Annotated in this window: 14 protein-coding genes; 10 read left to right on the top strand and 4 right to left on the bottom strand. The window is 70.3% G+C overall.

The window, feature by feature from the left end; genetic code table 11:
• Positions 1-48 precede the first annotated feature (48 nt).
• Positions 49-228, bottom strand: a complete 180-nt coding sequence (locus AB0N27_RS25495) for a DUF4236 domain-containing protein (RefSeq protein WP_030333600.1) — start codon at positions 226-228, stop codon at positions 49-51.
• Positions 229-477: 249 nt separating this feature from the next.
• Between AB0N27_RS25495 and AB0N27_RS25490 the strand changes: the two genes are divergently transcribed.
• The 7 genes from AB0N27_RS25490 to AB0N27_RS25460 all read left to right on the top strand — a co-directional run bounded on the left by AB0N27_RS25490 (position 478) and on the right by AB0N27_RS25460 (position 5,925).
• On the top strand, positions 478-555 hold the full coding sequence (locus tag AB0N27_RS25490) for a putative leader peptide (RefSeq protein ID WP_349881247.1): 78 nt from the start codon (positions 478-480) through the stop codon (positions 553-555).
• 134 nt (positions 556-689) lie between these two features.
• A complete protein-coding gene (locus AB0N27_RS25485; protein WP_364374709.1) occupies positions 690-1,721 on the top strand; it encodes an ABC transporter substrate-binding protein in 1,032 nt (343 codons plus the stop codon).
• Complete coding sequence (locus AB0N27_RS25480; protein ID WP_364374706.1) at positions 1,718-2,563, top strand: ABC transporter ATP-binding protein; 846 nt, start codon at positions 1,718-1,720, stop codon at positions 2,561-2,563. Before AB0N27_RS25485 ends, AB0N27_RS25480 begins: the two co-directional genes overlap by 4 nt.
• Positions 2,556-3,410 carry an ABC transporter permease gene (locus tag AB0N27_RS25475; RefSeq protein ID WP_364374703.1) on the top strand — a complete coding sequence of 285 codons (855 nt, stop codon included), beginning with the start codon at positions 2,556-2,558 and terminating at the stop codon, positions 3,408-3,410. Before AB0N27_RS25480 ends, AB0N27_RS25475 begins: the two co-directional genes overlap by 8 nt.
• A gap of 9 nt (positions 3,411-3,419) precedes the next feature.
• Positions 3,420-4,754 carry an LLM class flavin-dependent oxidoreductase gene (locus AB0N27_RS25470; RefSeq protein ID WP_364374700.1) on the top strand — a complete coding sequence of 445 codons (1,335 nt, stop codon included), beginning with the start codon at positions 3,420-3,422 and terminating at the stop codon, positions 4,752-4,754.
• Positions 4,751-5,311, top strand: a complete 561-nt coding sequence (locus tag AB0N27_RS25465) for a flavin reductase family protein (RefSeq protein ID WP_364374697.1) — start codon at positions 4,751-4,753, stop codon at positions 5,309-5,311. Before AB0N27_RS25470 ends, AB0N27_RS25465 begins: the two co-directional genes overlap by 4 nt.
• The gene (locus AB0N27_RS25460) at positions 5,308-5,925 is read left to right on the top strand and encodes a malonic semialdehyde reductase (RefSeq protein ID WP_364374694.1); all 618 of its coding nucleotides are present in this window, start codon (positions 5,308-5,310) and stop codon (positions 5,923-5,925) included. The genes AB0N27_RS25465 and AB0N27_RS25460 overlap by 4 nt, the downstream gene beginning before the upstream one ends.
• A gap of 64 nt (positions 5,926-5,989) precedes the next feature.
• On the opposite strand, the gene AB0N27_RS25455 is transcribed toward AB0N27_RS25460, so the two are convergent.
• On the bottom strand, positions 5,990-7,714 hold the full coding sequence (locus AB0N27_RS25455; RefSeq protein ID WP_364374691.1) for an exo-alpha-sialidase: 1,725 nt from the start codon (positions 7,712-7,714) through the stop codon (positions 5,990-5,992).
• A 359-nt stretch (positions 7,715-8,073) separates the two neighbouring features.
• On the opposite strand from AB0N27_RS25455, the gene AB0N27_RS25450 reads away from it, so the two are divergent.
• From AB0N27_RS25450 to AB0N27_RS25440, 3 genes are all read left to right on the top strand, one after another.
• On the top strand, positions 8,074-10,413 hold the full coding sequence (locus tag AB0N27_RS25450; RefSeq protein WP_364374688.1) for a beta-galactosidase: 2,340 nt from the start codon (positions 8,074-8,076) through the stop codon (positions 10,411-10,413).
• 212 nt (positions 10,414-10,625) lie between these two features.
• Positions 10,626-11,405, top strand: coding sequence for a DeoR/GlpR family DNA-binding transcription regulator (locus tag AB0N27_RS25445; RefSeq protein WP_364374685.1), 780 nt, complete (start codon positions 10,626-10,628; stop codon positions 11,403-11,405).
• Between the two features lie 143 nt (positions 11,406-11,548).
• Complete coding sequence (locus tag AB0N27_RS25440; protein ID WP_364374682.1) at positions 11,549-14,323, top strand: TIM-barrel domain-containing protein; 2,775 nt, start codon at positions 11,549-11,551, stop codon at positions 14,321-14,323.
• A 73-nt stretch (positions 14,324-14,396) separates the two neighbouring features.
• Here AB0N27_RS25440 and AB0N27_RS25435 read toward each other — a convergent pair whose 3' ends face one another.
• On the bottom strand, positions 14,397-14,543 hold the full coding sequence (locus AB0N27_RS25435; RefSeq protein ID WP_364374679.1) for a hypothetical protein: 147 nt from the start codon (positions 14,541-14,543) through the stop codon (positions 14,397-14,399).
• Complete coding sequence (locus AB0N27_RS25430) at positions 14,540-16,891, bottom strand: family 20 glycosylhydrolase (RefSeq protein ID WP_364374676.1); 2,352 nt, start codon at positions 16,889-16,891, stop codon at positions 14,540-14,542. Before AB0N27_RS25430 ends, AB0N27_RS25435 begins: the two co-directional genes overlap by 4 nt.
• Between the last annotated feature and the right edge of the window lie 4 nt (positions 16,892-16,895).

The following is a 16,895-nucleotide window of genomic DNA, read 5'->3' as shown; positions in this document are numbered from 1 at the left end:
GAGCGGGGCGCCGGTGAATCACCGGCACCCCGCTCGACCCCCGGGATGCTACGACCGGGACTTGTCCTGCTTCCAGGACAGCGGACCCGGCAGGTCGACCCGGTGAGCCCGTGCCTTGGAGTTCCAGGACCAGCGCCCGATCTTGATGCTCCAGGAGGAGAAACCGTTCTCGGTGAAGTTCAGGATGATCGGACCGTACTTCTTGCGCTTGCGAAACATGAGGCCCATCGGAGGACTCCCCTCGTCACCGTTCCCTGCCGTGTCGAGATCGAACATTCCCGAACCGGCGAATGCCGAAACCCCCTCGCCGTCCCGGGTGGACGATCGCCCGGAGCGGTGCCGCAATCTCTAGTCAACAGATAGGTGTTGCGCGAAGGTAAACGCTGTTGGGGGCGGTTCGTAACATCGGCAGCGATACAAGTCTCACCTTCTGGAAGAGCGTTGACCTGTCGATCCCGCCGCCGGCAGCATGAGGTCATGTCGCAGCGGGACGAGCTCCTTCTCACCGCTCGCGTGCACGTCGACCTGGTCCGGCACGCGAGCGCGCTCTGTTGAGCTGACCGGTTCATCCGGCTCGGCCGCAATCGCCGCCCTCACACCGCTCGCCCGCTCATCGCGGAGCGGCGTGCCTCCACGCCCCCACATCCGGGCGTACCCGTTCCCATCGTGGACAGATCAGGAGACACCCCATGTCCCCACCCCGTCGTACCCTCCTGCGCGCCCTCGCCGCCGCCACCACGTTGACCCTGCTCGCCGGCGCTGCCGGCTGCGGCGGCGACGCCCGGGCCGGTGGCGGGCAGGCCACCGAGCTGCGCTACCAGGGCTCCGTCGGCCAGGTCACCCTCCCCGAACTCGCCGCCGACCTCGGCTACCTCGGCGACGTCCGGCTCAAGTGGATCGGCAACGTGACAGGTGGCCCGCAGGACATCCAGGCCACCGCCACCGGGCAGAGCGACTTCGGTGGCGCATTCAACGGCGCGATCGTCAAGCTCGCCGCCGCCAACGCACCGATCACCGCAGTGGTCAGCTACTACGGCTCCGACGCGCAGACCTTCCAGGGCTACTACGTGCTCGACGACAGCCCGATCCGCAGCCCTCGCGACCTGATCGGTCACAAGGTCGGCATGAACACCCTCGGCGCGCACGCCGAGGCGGTCCTCAAGACCTGGCTCGCCCGCGGCGGGCTCACCCCCGCCGAGATCAAGCAGGTCGAGCTGGTCGCCCTGCCACCTGTCAACACCGAACAGTCGCTGCGGCAGAAACAGATCGACGTCGCGGTGCTCGGCGGAGTGATCCGGGACAAGGCCGTCGCCAGCGGTGGGCTGCGCACCATCGTCACCGACTACGAGCTGCTCGGCGCGTTCAGCGGCGGCACCTACGTCTTCCGCGACGACTTCATCAGACGCAACCCGGAGACCGTGAAGGCGTTCGTCACAGGGGTCGGCAAAGCCATCGAGTGGGCCCGTACCCAGCCCCGGGAGACGGTGGTCGCCCGGATGCGCGACATCATCGCGGGGCGAGGCCGCAACGAGGACCCGTCGCTCGTCGCGTACTGGAAGAGCAGCGGCGTCGCCGGCCGTGGCGGGGTGATCGCCGAACAGGAGTTCGGCACCTGGATCGACTGGCTCGCCGCCGAGGGCGAACTCAGGGGCGACCGCCCGGAACCGACTGACATCTTCACCAACCGGTTCAACCCGTTCGTGGACGGGGGCGGCGCGTGAGCACCGACAAGATCCTCTTCGACCGGGTGAGCAAGACCTTTCCGGTCCGCGCCACCCGACGCGGCGGCGCCGGCGCGGTCACCGCGCTGGACCAGGTGACCCTCGGCGTACGCCCCGGCGAGTTCCTGGTCGTCGTCGGCCCCAGCGGCTGCGGCAAATCCACCCTGCTCGACCTGCTCGGCGGGCTCACCCGGCCGACCGGCGGGCAGGTACTCGTCGACGGCCGGCCCGTCACCGGCCCCGGCCTCGACCGGGGCATCGTCTTCCAGCAGTACGCGCTGCTGCCCTGGCGCACCGCCGCCGGCAACGTCGCGTTCGGGCTGGAGGCCAAGGGCGTGCCCCGCGCCGAACGCGCCGCCCTGATCGAGCACCACCTCGACCTGGTGGGCCTGCGCGCATTCGCCGACCGCTACCCGCACGAGCTGTCCGGCGGGATGAAGCAGCGGGTCGCCATCGCCCGCAGCCTCGCGTACGACCCGGACGTGCTGCTCATGGACGAGCCGTTCGCCGCCCTGGACGCGCAGACCCGCGACTCGTTGCAGGACGAGCTGGTACGCATCTGGGCGGGTACCGGCAAGACGATCGTGTTCATCACCCACGGCATCGACGAGGCCGTGTACCTGGGTCAGCGGGTGGCGGTCCTGACGTCCCGACCCGGGCGGCTCAAGCAGGTCATCGACGTCGACCTCGGCGACCGGGACGCGGCCGAGGACGTCCGCTCCACCGACGCGTTCCGCCACCACCGCCATCAGATCTGGACGCTGCTGCGGGACGAGGTGCGGGCCGCCCAGGCGGCCGAGGGCACCGGTGTCCGCGTCACCGAGGAGGCCCGCGTTGGTTGACATCGCCGAACGTCCCACCCGACTGGTGACCGCACCCGCCGTGCCGGACCGTGTCGTCCCCGGGCGGGCCGGTCGACTGCTCGGCGTCGGGGCGAGGGTGCTGCACCGTACCGTCGCCATCGCCGCGCTGGCCGCGATCTGGGAGGGCGCGCCCCGGCTGGGGCTCGTCGACCGGGTCTTCCTGCCCCCGCTGTCCGAGGTCCTGGTCGCCTGGTGGGAGCTGCTGCGTACCGGGCAGCTCGCCGAGCACGTCGGCGCGAGCCTGACCCGGTCGCTGACCGGGCTCGGCCTGGCGGTGCTCACGGCGATACCGCTCGGGCTGCTGATCGGCTGGTACCGGCCCCTCGCCGAGCTGCTCAGCCCGCTGCTGGAGGTGTTCCGCAACACCGCCGCGCTGGCCCTGCTGCCGGTCTTCGTGCTCATCCTCGGCCTGGGGGAGACCTCCAAGATCGCCCTGGTGCTGTACGCGTGCTCCTGGCCGATCCTGCTGAACACCATCGCCGGCGTGAAGGGCGTCGACCCGCTGCTGATCCGCTCGGCCCGCTCGATGGGCCTGAACCATCTGCGGCTGTTCCAGAAGGTGATCCTGCCGGCCGCGGTGCCGACCATCTTCACGGGCGTCCGACTGGCCGGGGCGTACTCGATCCTGGTGCTCGTCGCGGCCGAGATGGTCGGCGCGAAGGCCGGCCTCGGTTACCTCGTGAACTACGCGCAGTACAACTTCGCGATCTCCGACATGTACTCCGGAATCATCACGATCTCCGCCATCGGCCTGGTCGTCAACCAGCTCCTCGTCGCCCTCGAACGTCGCTTCTCCACGTGGCGCGTCGACGTCTCCGCCGGATAGGACACTCTCATGCCTCGAACCCTGCACCTCAACGCGTTCCTGATGGGCGTCGGCCACCACGAGGCCGCCTGGCGGCACCCCCGCACCGACCCGCGTCGGGTCACCGACGTGCGGCACTTCCAGGAGCTGGCCCGCATCGCCGAGCGCGGCACCCTCGACTCGATCTTCCTGGCCGACGGGCTGTCGGTCGGGCCGAACCCCCGGCACAACATCCAGGCCGTCTTCGAGCCACTGACCCTGCTCGCCTCGCTCGCCGCGGTGACCGACCACATAGGTCTCATCGCGACCGTGTCCACCACGTACAACGAACCGTTCCACGTCGCCCGCAAGTTCGCCTCGCTGGACCACCTCAGCGGCGGACGCGCCGGCTGGAACATCGTCACCTCCGCGCAGGAACGCGAGGCGGTCAACTTCAACCGGGACAGCCACCCCGAGCACGCCGACCGCTACCGGAGGGCCGCCGAGTTCGTCGACGTGGCGATCAAGCTCTGGGACAGTTGGGAGGACGACGCGCTGGTCTTCGACACCGCCGCCGGCGTGTTCGCCGACACCGACCGGGTGCACGAGGTGGCCCACCGTGGGCCGGAGTTCCAGATCCGGGGCCCGCTGAACATCCCCCGCGGCCCACAGGGCCGGCCGCTGCTGGTGCAGGCCGGCTCCTCGCCGGACGGGATCGCCTTCGCCGCCCGCTACGCCGAGGCGGTCTTCACCGCCCAGCAGACCCTCGCCGACGGGCAGGGGTTCTACGCCGAGCTGCGCCGGCAGGTCACCGCCGCCGGCCGCGACCCGGACCTCGTGAAGGTCCTGCCCGGCATCGCGCCGGTGATCGGCGGCACCGAGGCAGAGGCAGTGGCGCTCGCGGCCGAGCTGGAGGAGCTGATCGTCCCCGAGTACGCCCTCGCCCAGCTCTCCGGGATGCTCGGCCTCGACCTCACCGGCCTGCCACTGGACGGGCCGCTGCCGGAGCTGCCAGACTCCGACACCGTGCAGGCGCATCAGAGTCGATACCAGCTCGTCACCGAGCTGGCGCGCCGGGAACAGCTCACCATCAGGCAGTTGATCGGCCGGCTCGGCGGCGGTCGGGGCCACCGGGTCGTCGCCGGCACCCCTGAACAGATCGCCGACCAGATCGAGGTGTGGTTCACCCAGGGCGCCGCCGACGGCTTCAACATCATGCCGCCGCACCTGCCCGGCGGCCTGGCCGACTTCGTCGACCACGTGGTGCCGGTGCTGCGGGCCCGAGGGCTGTTCCGCAGCGAGTACACCGGGCGGACCCTGCGCGAGCACTACGGGCTGCCCCGACCGGCGAGCACGTACGCCGCGCCGAGCCTGGTGGCGGCATGACCACCGTGGAGCGTCCGACGGCGGACGCCGCCGAGCTGCGCCCCGTCGACCGGGACCTGTTCAGGGTGCTGCTGCGCCGGCAGGCCACGAGCGTCACGGTGGTCACCGCCGTGGCGCGGGCAACCGACCCGGCCTGCCTGGGCGGGATCGGAGCCCCGCTGCGGGCCGGGTTCACCGCCACGTCGTTCACCTCGGTGTCACTGGACCCGCCGCTCGTCTCGTTCTGCCTCGGGGTGGCGTCGTCGAGCTGGCCGGTGCTGGCCCGCGCCGAGCACGTCGCGGTGCACCTGCTGGCCCACGGGCAGCGGGACGCGGCCACCATCTTCGCCACCAGCGGCATCGACCGCTTCGCCGCGTACCCGGACTGGACCCCGGGACCGTTCGGGGTGCCGCTGCTCGGCGGGGTGCTGGCCCGGCTGCTCTGCCGGGTGGTGCACCGGGTCCCGGCCGGTGACCACACGCTGGTGATCGCCGAACCGCTGGCGCTCGGCGACGGCGGCGACGGCGCGCCTCTCGTGCACCACCAGGGCGGTTACACCACGGCGGCGCCAGCGTGAGCGCGCCGACCACGTCCGAGCTGCTCGCACTGGACCGGGCCGCCCAGGATCTGCTGTTCCGAGAGGCCCGTACGGCCGAGGCGTTCACCGACGAGCCGGTCACCGACGAGCAGGTCGCGGCGATCCACGACCTGATCCGGTACGGGCCGACCGCGTACAACGGTCAGCCACTGCGGGTGCTGCTGCTGCGCTCGCCGGAGGCCCGGGCCCGGCTGCTGCCGTACCTGTCAAGCGGCAACCGGGCCAAGACGGCCAGCGCCCCGCTGACCGCGATCCTCGCCGCCGACGTGGACTTCCACAGGCGGCTGCCCGAGCTGTACCCGCACCGCCCGCAGGCCCGCGAGTGGCTGGCGGACCGGGCGGCGCGGGTCGAGCAGGCCCGCTTCAACGCGACACTGCAGATCGGCTACCTGATCGTCGGTGTCCGGGCTGCCGGTCTGGCCGCCGGCCCGATGGCCGGGTTCGACGCCGCGGGCGTGCAGCGGGAGTTCCTTCCCGACGGCCGCCACGAGGTGTTGCTCGTGCTCAACCTCGGGCATCCGGCCCCGCAGACCGGGCCGGCACGTCTGCCTCGGCTGGACACCGATGAGGTGGTCCGCACCCTCGACGGCTGAGCGGGGAAACGGGACCGTCCCCGGTGCCGGCGTCACGCCGGCACCGGGGACGCGAGGTCGCCTGTCAGGCGCCCTTGACCCAGTCGACAGTGAAGCGGGCGAAGAAGATGCCGCCGGTGTTGCCGACCTCGTACAGGTTGCCGACCGTGCCGTCGTTCAGCACGGCCATCGTCGAGTAGCCCGCGCCGCCCGGCTTGACCAGCGCCCGGGCCGGCCAACTCGCGCCGTCGTCGGTGGAGAGCCGGACGGTGAGGTCGTTGCGCGCGGCCGGGGCCGCGTTGTTGCTGAACAGGGCGGTGCGGGTGCGCACCGGCGCGCCGTTCGCACCCACCTCGGACGGGCGCAGGTAGGAGATCTCGTCGGCGTTGCAGAGCGGGTCGGTCAGCAGCGCGCTGGCGGTGGCCGGACCGAACGTCACAGCCCCGTCGGTGGACGTGGAGTAGAACCGGCTAGGGGTGCTGTTGTGCCGCATGTTCTGCACGATGGCCCCGGTGCCGCGCTCGACCGCCTTGCTCTCGTTGATGTTCCCGCCGGCGGGTCCACCGCGCCGCCACGTCACGCCGTTGTCGTCGCTGTAGACGTTGGCGGTCTGGGTGAGACCCGCCCCGTCCCGGTAGACGAACGGCTGGATCAGACGGCCCGTGCTGGTCTGGATGCCGTGCCCGGAGGAGAAGAACGCCTGCTGCCAGCTCGCGACCTTGATCGTTGGGTTCAGCTCGACCGGGGCGCTCCAGGTCGCGCCGTTGTCCCGGCTGGTGATGTATTGCAGGTGCAGGCTGTTCGGGTCGTTCGCCGTGTTGAGGCCGGACGAGCCGGACCAGAAGCTGATGCCCGGCCTGGGGGAGTACGTGTAGAAGCAGTAGACGGTGCCGGTCCGGCGGTCGACCAGCAGGCTGGGGTCGCCCGCTCCCTCGCTGGTGGTGGCGGGCGCGTGGATGATGCGCGGCTGGTCGAAGGTACGCCCACCGTCGGTGCTGCGGGTCATCGCGATCTGGATGTTGTTGGTGCCGCCACCGAGGTCGTACGAGCCGTTGACCCGGGCGTCCGCGACGGCGATGACCGTGCCGTTGTTGGTGACGGCCATGCCCGGGATACGGACCGAGGCCGCCGTGCCGTCGTACCGGCCGTTGGCGCCGTTGAGGTTGCGAATGACGCTCTGGGTGGTCAGCACCGCAGTGGTGTTCATCTGTGGGGTGCCGGCGGCCAGGCCGCAGCCGGTGGTGCCACGCACCGTGGTGTCGAAGCCGGGGGCGGTGACCCGCAGGTTGTACGCGGTGCCGGCGCCGACGGTCCAGTAGTGCAGGTAGTTGCCGCCGGCGGCGATGGTGCGGATCCACGGGGATCCGGTGCGCCCCGCCCAGGTGACTGTGAAGTCCCGGGCCGTGGTGGTGCGGTTCTCCAGCGCGAGCTGAAGCCGTCCGGCCGTGCAGTCGTAGCTGCTCACCGCTGACATGCCGGTGCCGCAGTGGAAGATGCCTGCCGACGTGTCGTCGAGCCCGGTCGGGGTGGTGGTGCGCAGCGTGTACGCGGTACCCGCCGGGAGGGTCCAGTACAGGTCGTTGCTGCTGCTGCCGGCTGCGACGGTCCGGGTCCAGGGGGAGTTGGTGCGGCCCGGCCAGGTGACGGTGAAGGTCTGCGCGGTGGTGCTGCCGTTGGTGAGCCGCAGGTTGAGCCGGCCGGTCGTGCAGTCGGCGCTGGCGGTGGCGCTCACGCCGGCGGGGGCGGCGTGCGCTGGCGTGGCGGGCAGGATCGCTGCCACGCCGAGGACGGCGGCCAGGACCGCTGTCACGCGGCGCGGTAGTGCTCGGACAGGAGACACGGGGGATGTCCTTCCGGGACGGAGGGTGGGGCGGGGGAAACCCAGGGCATAAGACGTCGGATATCTGATGTCGAGACGGTAAAGGGCGGCGCGCGGGTCGTCAATAGATCGATGAGCGAGCGTGGCCAGACGCCCTCCGGTCCGCAGTGGACGCACCCGTCAGCCCACGGCTCTGATCAAAGATGCAAAGTTGCCTCAGATATTTACATCATGTTGCGCGGTCTGGCAGGCTCGACACACATCGACCATTGTCATCGCGTCGGCATCCGGGCCGCCCCCGGCCGTGATCGCCGCCGGCGTGCCGACGATGCCTGTCCGAAGGAGACACCATGCAACGGCGTCAACTCCTCACCCTGGGCGTGCTCAGTCCGTTCGCGGCGATGCTGGCATCGGGCGGCCCGGCCAGTGCCGCCGCCGCGCAGACCTTCGGGTTCTCCGCCGATGGCAGCAACTTCCTGCTCGACGGCCAGCCGTTCCAGATCCGCAGCGGCGAGATGCACCCGGCCCGCATCCCTGTGCAGTACTGGCGTCACCGGATCCAGATGGCCAAGGCCATGGGCATGAACACGATCGCCATCTACGTGATGTGGAACCACGTCGAGGAGCGGCCCGGTGTCTTCGACTTCACCACCGACCGACGCGACATCGCCGGCTTCATCAGGCTGTGCCAGGCCGAAGGCATGTACGTGCTGCTGCGCCCCGGCCCCTACGTCTGCGGCGAATGGGACCTCGGCGGCCTACCGCCGTACCTGCTGCGCAACCCGACCATCAGGCTGCGTGTCCGCACCGCCGCCGACCCGAACTACATGGCTGCCGTCACGCGCTACGTCAACGCCCTCGCCACCCTGGTCAAGCCGCTGATGGTGGGCAACGGCGGACCGATCCTGATGGTCCAGATCGAGAACGAGTACGGGTCGTACGGCAACGACGTCGTCTACCTCGAGGAGCTGCGGCAACTGTGGCTGCGGGCCGGGATCACCGGACCCTTCTACACCGAGGACGGCCTCGGTCAGGTGCAGGGCAACCGGACGGTCGTCACCGGCGGCGCGATCGCTCTCAGCGGCGGTGACGCGGCGGCAATCGCGGCGGCCCGCCAGTCGTTCCCGACGGTTCCGGCCATGTCCGGCGAGCTCTACCCGGGCTGGTTGACCCACTGGGGCGACGGCGGCTTCGCCGGCTCGAACACCGACATCTCCAGCCAGTTGCGGGGGCTGATGGCCGGCCGGCTGTCGTTCAACCTCTACATGATCCACGGTGGCACGAACTTCGGTTACTCCGCGGGCGCGAACGCCGCCGACAACGGGTCGGGCTACCAGGCGGACATCACCACCTACGACTACGGCGCGCCGATCAACGAACAGGGCGGGCAGTCGCGGCTGTATCCGACCTACCGGGAGATCATCGGCACGGCCCTCGGGGTGACGCTGCCGGCCGTACCCGCGCCGATCCCCACCATCGTGCGGACCGGCAGCCAGGCCGTCCTGCCGGCGCCGTACGCCTCGCTGTGGGACAACCTGCCGGCCGCGCTGCCGACGCAGACGAATCCACAGCCTATGGAGATGTACGGTCAGAACTCCGGCTTCATGCTCTACCGCCGCGTCCTGCCCGGCTACACCAGGGGCACGCTGGACATCAGGTCGGTACGCGACTACGCGACGGTGTTCCTCGACGGCGTCTACCAGGGTGGGCTGTCCCGCAGCAGCCTTCCGGCGGCCTACACGACGCCGCTCGGGGTGACCGTGCCTGACGCTCCGTTGCCGTTGAGGGCCTCGGCGAGTGGCAGCCCCACGCTCGACATCCTCGTGGAGGGCATGGGGCGCACCAACTACGGTCAGGCGCTTGTCGACCGCAAGGGCATCACGGAGCGGGTGTCCCTGGTCGACGCGGGCACCCTGACCGGCACCCTGACCAACTGGCAGACCCACCTGCTGCCCGTCGACGAGGCGTTCGTGGCCGGCCTCCGTCCGGTGATCACCAACAGCTCGCGGCCCGGCATCTTCTTCAAGGCCACGGTGAACCTCGCCCAGACCGGCGACACGTACCTCGACATGGCCCGGTGGACCAAGGGCGTGGTCTGGGTCAACGGCCGCAACCTCGGCCGCTACTGGAAGGTGGGGCCGCAGCAGCGGCTCTACTGCCCGGCACCGTGGCTGCGGGTCGGTTCCAACGAGATCGTCGTCTTCGACCTGCACCAGGTGCAGGCGCAGCCGATCACCTTCGAAACCACCCTGAGCGGCCAGTCGGGCGCCGTGCGCCACACGGTTGTCAACCGGGCCAGCGGCAAGGCCCTCGACGTGCCGGACCTGTCCCGGGTCACCGGCACGCAGCTGATCCAGTGGACCCCCAACGGCGGAGCCAACCAGGCGTGGCTGATGGCCGGCACGGTGGGCGGCGTCACCACCATGACCAGCGTCAGCTCGAATCTGCTCGCGGACGTCGAGGGCGGCTCCACGGCGGAGGGGGCGCGGGTCATCCAGTGGACCGCGACCGGCGGCGGCAACCAGCAGTGGCGGGTGGCCACCGCGTCCGGTGAGTTCGTGAAGCTCGTGAACGTGCAGACCGGCAAGGTCCTCGCGGTGGCCGGCGGTGCGACGACGAACGGGGCCGCGATCGTGCAGCAGAGCGACACGGGCAGCGCCTCCCAGCACTGGCGGCTCACGCCGGCCTGACGCTGGCGGGCGACATGACGCCGGCCCGACCACCGGTCGGACCGGGACGGTACGGGTCGGTGGGCGACCAGTCGCGGTGCGGCGGCCGCGCGGGATCGCCCACCGGCCCTCGTCGTTCCCGTGGGCTGTCTCCTCGGTCGTGGTGCGGTACGGACGTTGCATCAGAGATGCAAAGATGGCCGTATGGGCGGGCCGAGCGACCGGAGTACGACGTGAACCAGCGCGAGCGGTGGCACCGGCTCCTGGAGATGGTCGCGGTCGAGGGCCAGCTCGAGATCGAGTCCACCGCCCGTGAACTGGGCGTCAGCACGGCGACCATCCGACGCGACTTCGACGAGCTCGCCACCCAGCAGTTGGTGACGCGCACCCGGGGCGGAGTGGTGGTCACAAACGTGTCCTACGACCTGCCGCTGCGCTACAAGGCGGTCCGGCAGGCCTCGGAGAAGCAGCGCATCGCCGCCGCCGCCGTCGCGCTGATCCCACCGCGCAGCACCGTGGGGCTCAACGGTGGCACCACGACGACCGAGGTGGGGAGGGCGCTCGCGCTGCGTACCGACCCGAACGGGCAGCTGCCGGAGGTCACTGTGGTGACCAACGCGTTGAACATCGCCAACGAGCTGATCGTGCGACCGCACATACGTGTGGTGCTCACCGGCGGGACGGCTCGCCCGCAGTCGTACGAGCTGGTGGGCCGCATCGCCGAGACGATGCTCGCGTCGGTGGCGCTGGACGTGGTGGTGCTCGGGGTGGACGCGATCGACCACCAGCACGGCGCCAGCGCGCACAACGACGGCGAGGCGGCGATCAACCACGTCATGGTGACAAGCGCGGCGCGGACGATCGTGGTGGCCGACGCCTCGAAACTGGGCCGCCGGAGCTTCAACCGGATCTGCCCGCTCGGCAACATCGACACCCTGATCACCGATAAGTCGGCGGACCCGGAGAAGGTCGGCCTCATCGAGCAGGCCGGGGTCAAGGTGCTCCGGGTCTGACGGGCGCCGCGTTCGGCAAAGATGGAACCCGGTGCAAAATTACGGGCCGATTCTTGCATCTTGAGTCAAGCGGGTGCAGCATCTCGTCTTATCGGCCTTCGTGAATGTCTGGGCCGCATCGTCCCTCACCACCGGGAGAAACGATGATCTGGTCACCGCTGCCCGCCCACCGCCGCCGTACCACCGTCAGGGCCGCCATCGTGGTCCTCGCCCTGCTCGCCGCGATGCTGCACGCCGTACCCGCCCGCGCGGCCACACCAGGGCGCGCCACCGGCATCACCCGAGCCGGGAACACGTACACCATCACCACCAGCACGGCCGCCCGCATCCGGCTCACGCTGGCGCGCGCGGACATCTTCCGCGTCTGGGCCGCACCGAACGGCACGTTCACCGAACCGGCCGCGAACGAGATCACCGTACGCACCGATTTCGGCAGCGTCGCCAGCACGGTGACCGACGACGGCAGCTCCTTCCGCATCGCCACCGCGGCGGTTGTCATCCGGATCAACAAGGACCCCCTGACGATGCAGGTCCAGCGCCCGGACGGGCGGCCGGTCTGGCGGGAGTCGCAACCGCTCGACTGGTCCGCCGGGCGTACGACGCAGCGCCTGGCGCGCGACGCGGACGAGCAGTTCTACGGCACCGGCCTGCGCCTGGGGGAGTGGGCGCTGCGCGACAAGACGGTGCCGATCGCCGTGGACAACAGGTGGCGGGAGAACACGAACGCCAGTCCGGCGCCCTTCTACCTGTCCACGAACGGCTACGGCGTCCTGCGCAACACGTGGGCGCCCGGCTCGTACGGCTTCACCGCACCGGTCACCACCACCCACAACGAGGAACGCTTCGACACGTACTACTTCGTGGGCGATTCGCTCAAGGCCGTGCTCGGCGCGTACACCGACGTGACGGGCAAGCCGTTCCTGAGCCCGATGTGGGGCCTCGAACTCGGCAACGCCGACTGCTTCAACGCGTCCAACCCGGCCTACCAGGGCGACCACAACCGGGCCGGACACCAGCGGACTCCCGACGTGTTGTCGTACGCCCGGGAGGCCCGGGCCAAGGACATGCCGTCGGGGTGGTTCCTGCCCAACGACGGGTACGGCTGCGGCTACGCCGACCTGCCGGCGACAGTGGCAGGCGCCAAGGCGCTCGGTTTCCAGACCGGCCTGTGGACCTCCACGGGGCTCGGGTCCATCGACTACGAGGTCGGGACCGCCGGCAGCCGTGGCGTGAAGACCGACGTCGCGTGGATCGGCGGCGGCTACCAGAACGCGTTCCGTGGTGTCCAGCAGGCGGTCGACGGCATCGAGCGGAACTCTGACGCCCGCCGCTACGTGTGGACCGTCGACGGCTGGGCCGGCACCCACCGCAACGCCGTCGTCTGGACCGGTGACACGTACGGCAGCTGGGACGACATGCGGTGGACCGTTCCGGCCGTCGCGGGCGCCGGGTTGTCCGGCCTCAACTACGCAACGGGTGACGTCGACGGGATCTTCGGTGGCAGCCCGAACACCTACGTGCGGGACCTGCAGTGGAAGTCGTTCACACCGGCGTTCATGACGATGTCCGGCTGGGGCGTGACCAATCCGGCGCCCGGCTACCAGGACAAGCAGCCCTGGCGCTACGCCGAGCCGTACCTGTCGATCAACCGCCGTTATCTGCAACTCAAGATGCGGCTGATGCCGTACCACTACACGATGAGCCGGGTGGCAAGCGTGACAGGCGTGCCGGCGACCCGGGCCCTGGTGCTGGAGTACCCCGACGACCCGGTCGCCCGGGGCAACGCCACGTCTGGGGAGTTCATGGCCGGCGACGCCTTCCTCGTGGCGCCTGTGGTCTCCGACACCGAGTTGCGCGACGGCATCTACCTGCCGGCGGGGACCTGGACCGACTACTGGACCGGGCGGGTGTACCAGGGGCCGCTCACGCTGAACGGGTACGCGGCACCGCTGGACCGGCTGCCCCTGTTCGTCAAGGGCGGCTCGATCGTGCCGATGTGGCCGCAGATGAACTACACAGGTGAGAAGCCGGTCTCCACGCTCACCTACGACCTGTACCCGCGCGGCTCGTCGAGCTTCACGCTCTACGAGGACGACGGGATCACCCGCGCCTACCAGGGCGGGGCCTACGCCACCCAGCAGGTCCGGATGGCGGCACCGGCGTCCGGCACCGGAACGGTCACCGTCGACGTGGGCGCCTCCACCGGTGCGTACGCGGGCAAGCCGTCGTCGCGCTCCTACGAGTTCACTGTGCACCTGGCGGCCGCGCCGCGCGCGGTAACCGTCGCCGGCCAGACGCTGCCGGCCCTCGCCACGCGCGCCGCGTACGACTCGGCGGGCAGCGGCTGGTTCTACGCGGACGGAGTGCTGTCGGTGAAGGCCGGGTCGCGGAGCAGCGCGTTCCAGACCCGGATCGACGGCGCGGTGCTGCCGGTCGCCGGCACCAGTACGACGCCGCCGCCGATCCCGCGCGACAACTGGCGGCTCGTGTCCGTCGACAGCGAGGAGACGAGCGCGGAGAACGGCAGGGCCACCAACGCGTTCGACGCCGACCCGGGCACCTTCTGGCACACCGCCTGGTCGTCCACGCCCGCGCCCCTGCCGCACGAGATCCAGATCGACCTGGGTGCCACGTACCAGGTCGACGGACTTCGGTACCTGCCCCGGCAGGACGGGGGAGTGAACGGCCGCATCGGCCGCTACGAGGTGTACGTCTCGGACAGCCCGAGCGCCTGGGGCACGGCCGTGGCGTCCGGGACGTTCGCCGACACGGCGACCCAGAAGGTGGTGCCGTTCAGCGCCGCCCGCAGCGGCAGGTACCTGCGCCTGCGGGCGCTGAGCGAGGCCGGTGACCGGGGGCCGTGGACGACGGTGGCCGATCTGGCGCTCACCGGAAGGGCGGTGGCGTCGGGGGGTTGAGCCCAAACGGCTGTGGTCCGTCGGACGGGGCGGCGCCCCGTCCGACGGACCACGAGCCGGATCCACGTGCCGGCTAGGACAGCGACCACTGCTGGCGGGCTGCCGTGGCCTGCGCGGCGGATGCCGGCATCAGCAGGCTCAGCAGAAGCGTCAACGCGACTGCGGCGGCGGTTCCGGCCCGGGGCGCCAGGCCCGGACGCGCCCTCGAACTGTCGTTCATCGGGTGATGGTCCATTGCTGTTCGGTACCTCCGCGGTAGGTCGACTGGACGACGGCGGCGCCGTCGTTGGTCGCGGCGTTCGCCACGGTGAGCGCCCTGCCGGAGTTCCTGTTGATGATCTTGTAATGCGTTCCGACCGGGATGACGCTCCACAGCTGGTTCGCGCCGCCGTGGCTCGTCCACTGGACGACGCTCGCTCCGTCGGCGGTGGACGAGCCGGACACGTCCAGCACCTTGCCGCTGCTGCGGTTGACGATGCGGTGGTAGCCGCCGCCGGCCTCGACGAGAGTCCACCGTTGGTGCGCCGCGTCGTTGCTCGACCACTGGATGGCGTTCGCGCCGTCTCCGCTGCCCGTCGGCACCTCGAGCACCTTGGTGCTGTTGCGGTTGACGACCCGGTACTCGGTCGACGGGTCGAACGCCGCGGCCGGGGTCGCCGCCCGGGACAGCTCGACCTTGTCCGCGGTGACCGCGGTGCCGGACGAGCTGGCGTTCCTGCTGTTCAACACCCGCACCCGCAGGACGTGCGAGCCCTGCGCCAGCGGTCCACTGGTGAAGACCATCGCCTGGTCCACCCGGGTGGGGGAGTACAGGTCGACCACCGTCTCCGGGCCGCCGTCGATCGAGACGCCGGCCCGCCCGTGGTTCGCCGCCCGGGCGGCGAAGAGCTTGATCTTGTTTCCGGTGAACCGGACCTGGTACGCGCTGTCGAGCGTGCTGCTGTAGTGGTCGTCGCCCTGGAACTGCCGGGCGCCGTTGGTCCCGTACTGCCAGGTGCCCGAGTAGCTGAACTGGTTGTCGCCGGTTCCCGTGGTGTTGTCGTTGACCTGGACCACGCTCGGCACGCCAGGAGCGTTCCCGATCGCGTCCACGCGGGTGAAGAACGCCTCAACGGTGCTCGATCGCGGGCCGCCCCACAGACGCTCCGCCACGACCTCCGTCGGCCGCTTCGCGTACTGGTCGAACCACTCGTCGGTCTGGTGCTCCACGGCGTCCGACCAGCGGGCCATCTGGTAGCCGTTGACCTTGGCGTTCTGGTCCGGCGTCCAGCTCTCGTAGACGTTCTTCGTGTTGACGTAGAGATTGAGCCCGGGAGTTACGTACAACGTGCTCTCCGGAACGCCGACCACCGTGTAGCCCAGGTTGTAGAAGTAGCTCAGCGACCCGGTGTACGGCGTGAGCACGATGCTGGTCGACGGCTTGATGCTTGTCTGCTGGCCGTTCGTCTCCCACCAGTTCCACAGCTGGGTCGTCTTGCCGTACGACCGCACCTTGTCGTTCATCAGGTTCATGAACTCGGTGAAGACGTCACCGGTGTACGGGAAGCCCCGCGCCTGCCCGTAGCTGACCAGCTCGGGGCAGCTGTTCTTGGCGCTGTCGGTCTGGTACTCGTCGCCGCCGATGTGGAAGTACTGACCGTCGAAGAGCGGTACGAACTCCGACAGCAGGTTCATGGCGAACGTCCGGGCGGAGTCCTTCGTCAGGTTGAGCGTCCAGCCGCCCCTCTCACCGCCCGGCCAGGGCGCGTAGTCCATCGACGGGCAGGAGAACCGCATCGACGGGTCGTACGTCGTCATCGCGGTCGCGTGGCCCGGCAGGTCGATCTCGGGAACGATCGTGATGTGGTACCGCTTGGCGACGTCCTGCATCCGGCGCAGGTCGGCCTTGCTGTACGACTGGGCGGAGGCCAGACCGGGGTACCTGTCGCTGCGCAGACGGAACCCGTTCCACTCGGTGAAGTGTATGCGCAGCGTGTTCAGACGCAGCCACGCCATGCGGCGCAGCAGGTTCTCCAGGTAGTCCATCTCGTAGAAGTGCCGGCCGACGTCGAGCATCACCCCCCGGTCCCGGTACTGCGGGTAGTCCCGGATGGTCCCCGCCGGCACCGTCGTCCTCGTCGCGCTCTGCTTGATCACTTGCAGCAGGGTCTGCGTGCCGTAGTAGGCGCCGGCCGCCGCGTTCGCGCGGACCACGACGGCCGACCCGGCGGTCAGCAGGTAGCCCTGGTCGCCGATGCCGGGGTCGCCGGCGTTGAGGGTGAGCAGGATGTCGCCGGTTCCCGGTGTCGCCGACGAGACGACGGGCACGTCGGCACCGCTTATCGCGCCGAGGTCGACGCGCAGCGACGTCGCGGCCGTCGACAACTGACTGGCGTACGTGGGGTCGACCAGGATGCGGGAGGTCCCGGTGAGCGTCCAGACGCCGGTCCCGCCGGTCCACTCCCGGAGGCTCGGCGCGACCTGGGGTGTCGGATTGGCAGCCCGGGCCGCCGACGGGACGCTGAGCCCCGCGCCGACCAGCAGGGAGGTGAGTACGAGAGGAAGGAGCCGCTTGCGGGACGAGAACACGGTC

Origin of the sequence: Micromonospora sp. NPDC093244, assembly GCF_040683695.1 — a bacterium.
GTDB lineage: Bacteria > Actinomycetota > Actinomycetes > Mycobacteriales > Micromonosporaceae > Micromonospora.
This window is presented reverse-complemented; position numbering and strand designations above follow the sequence as displayed.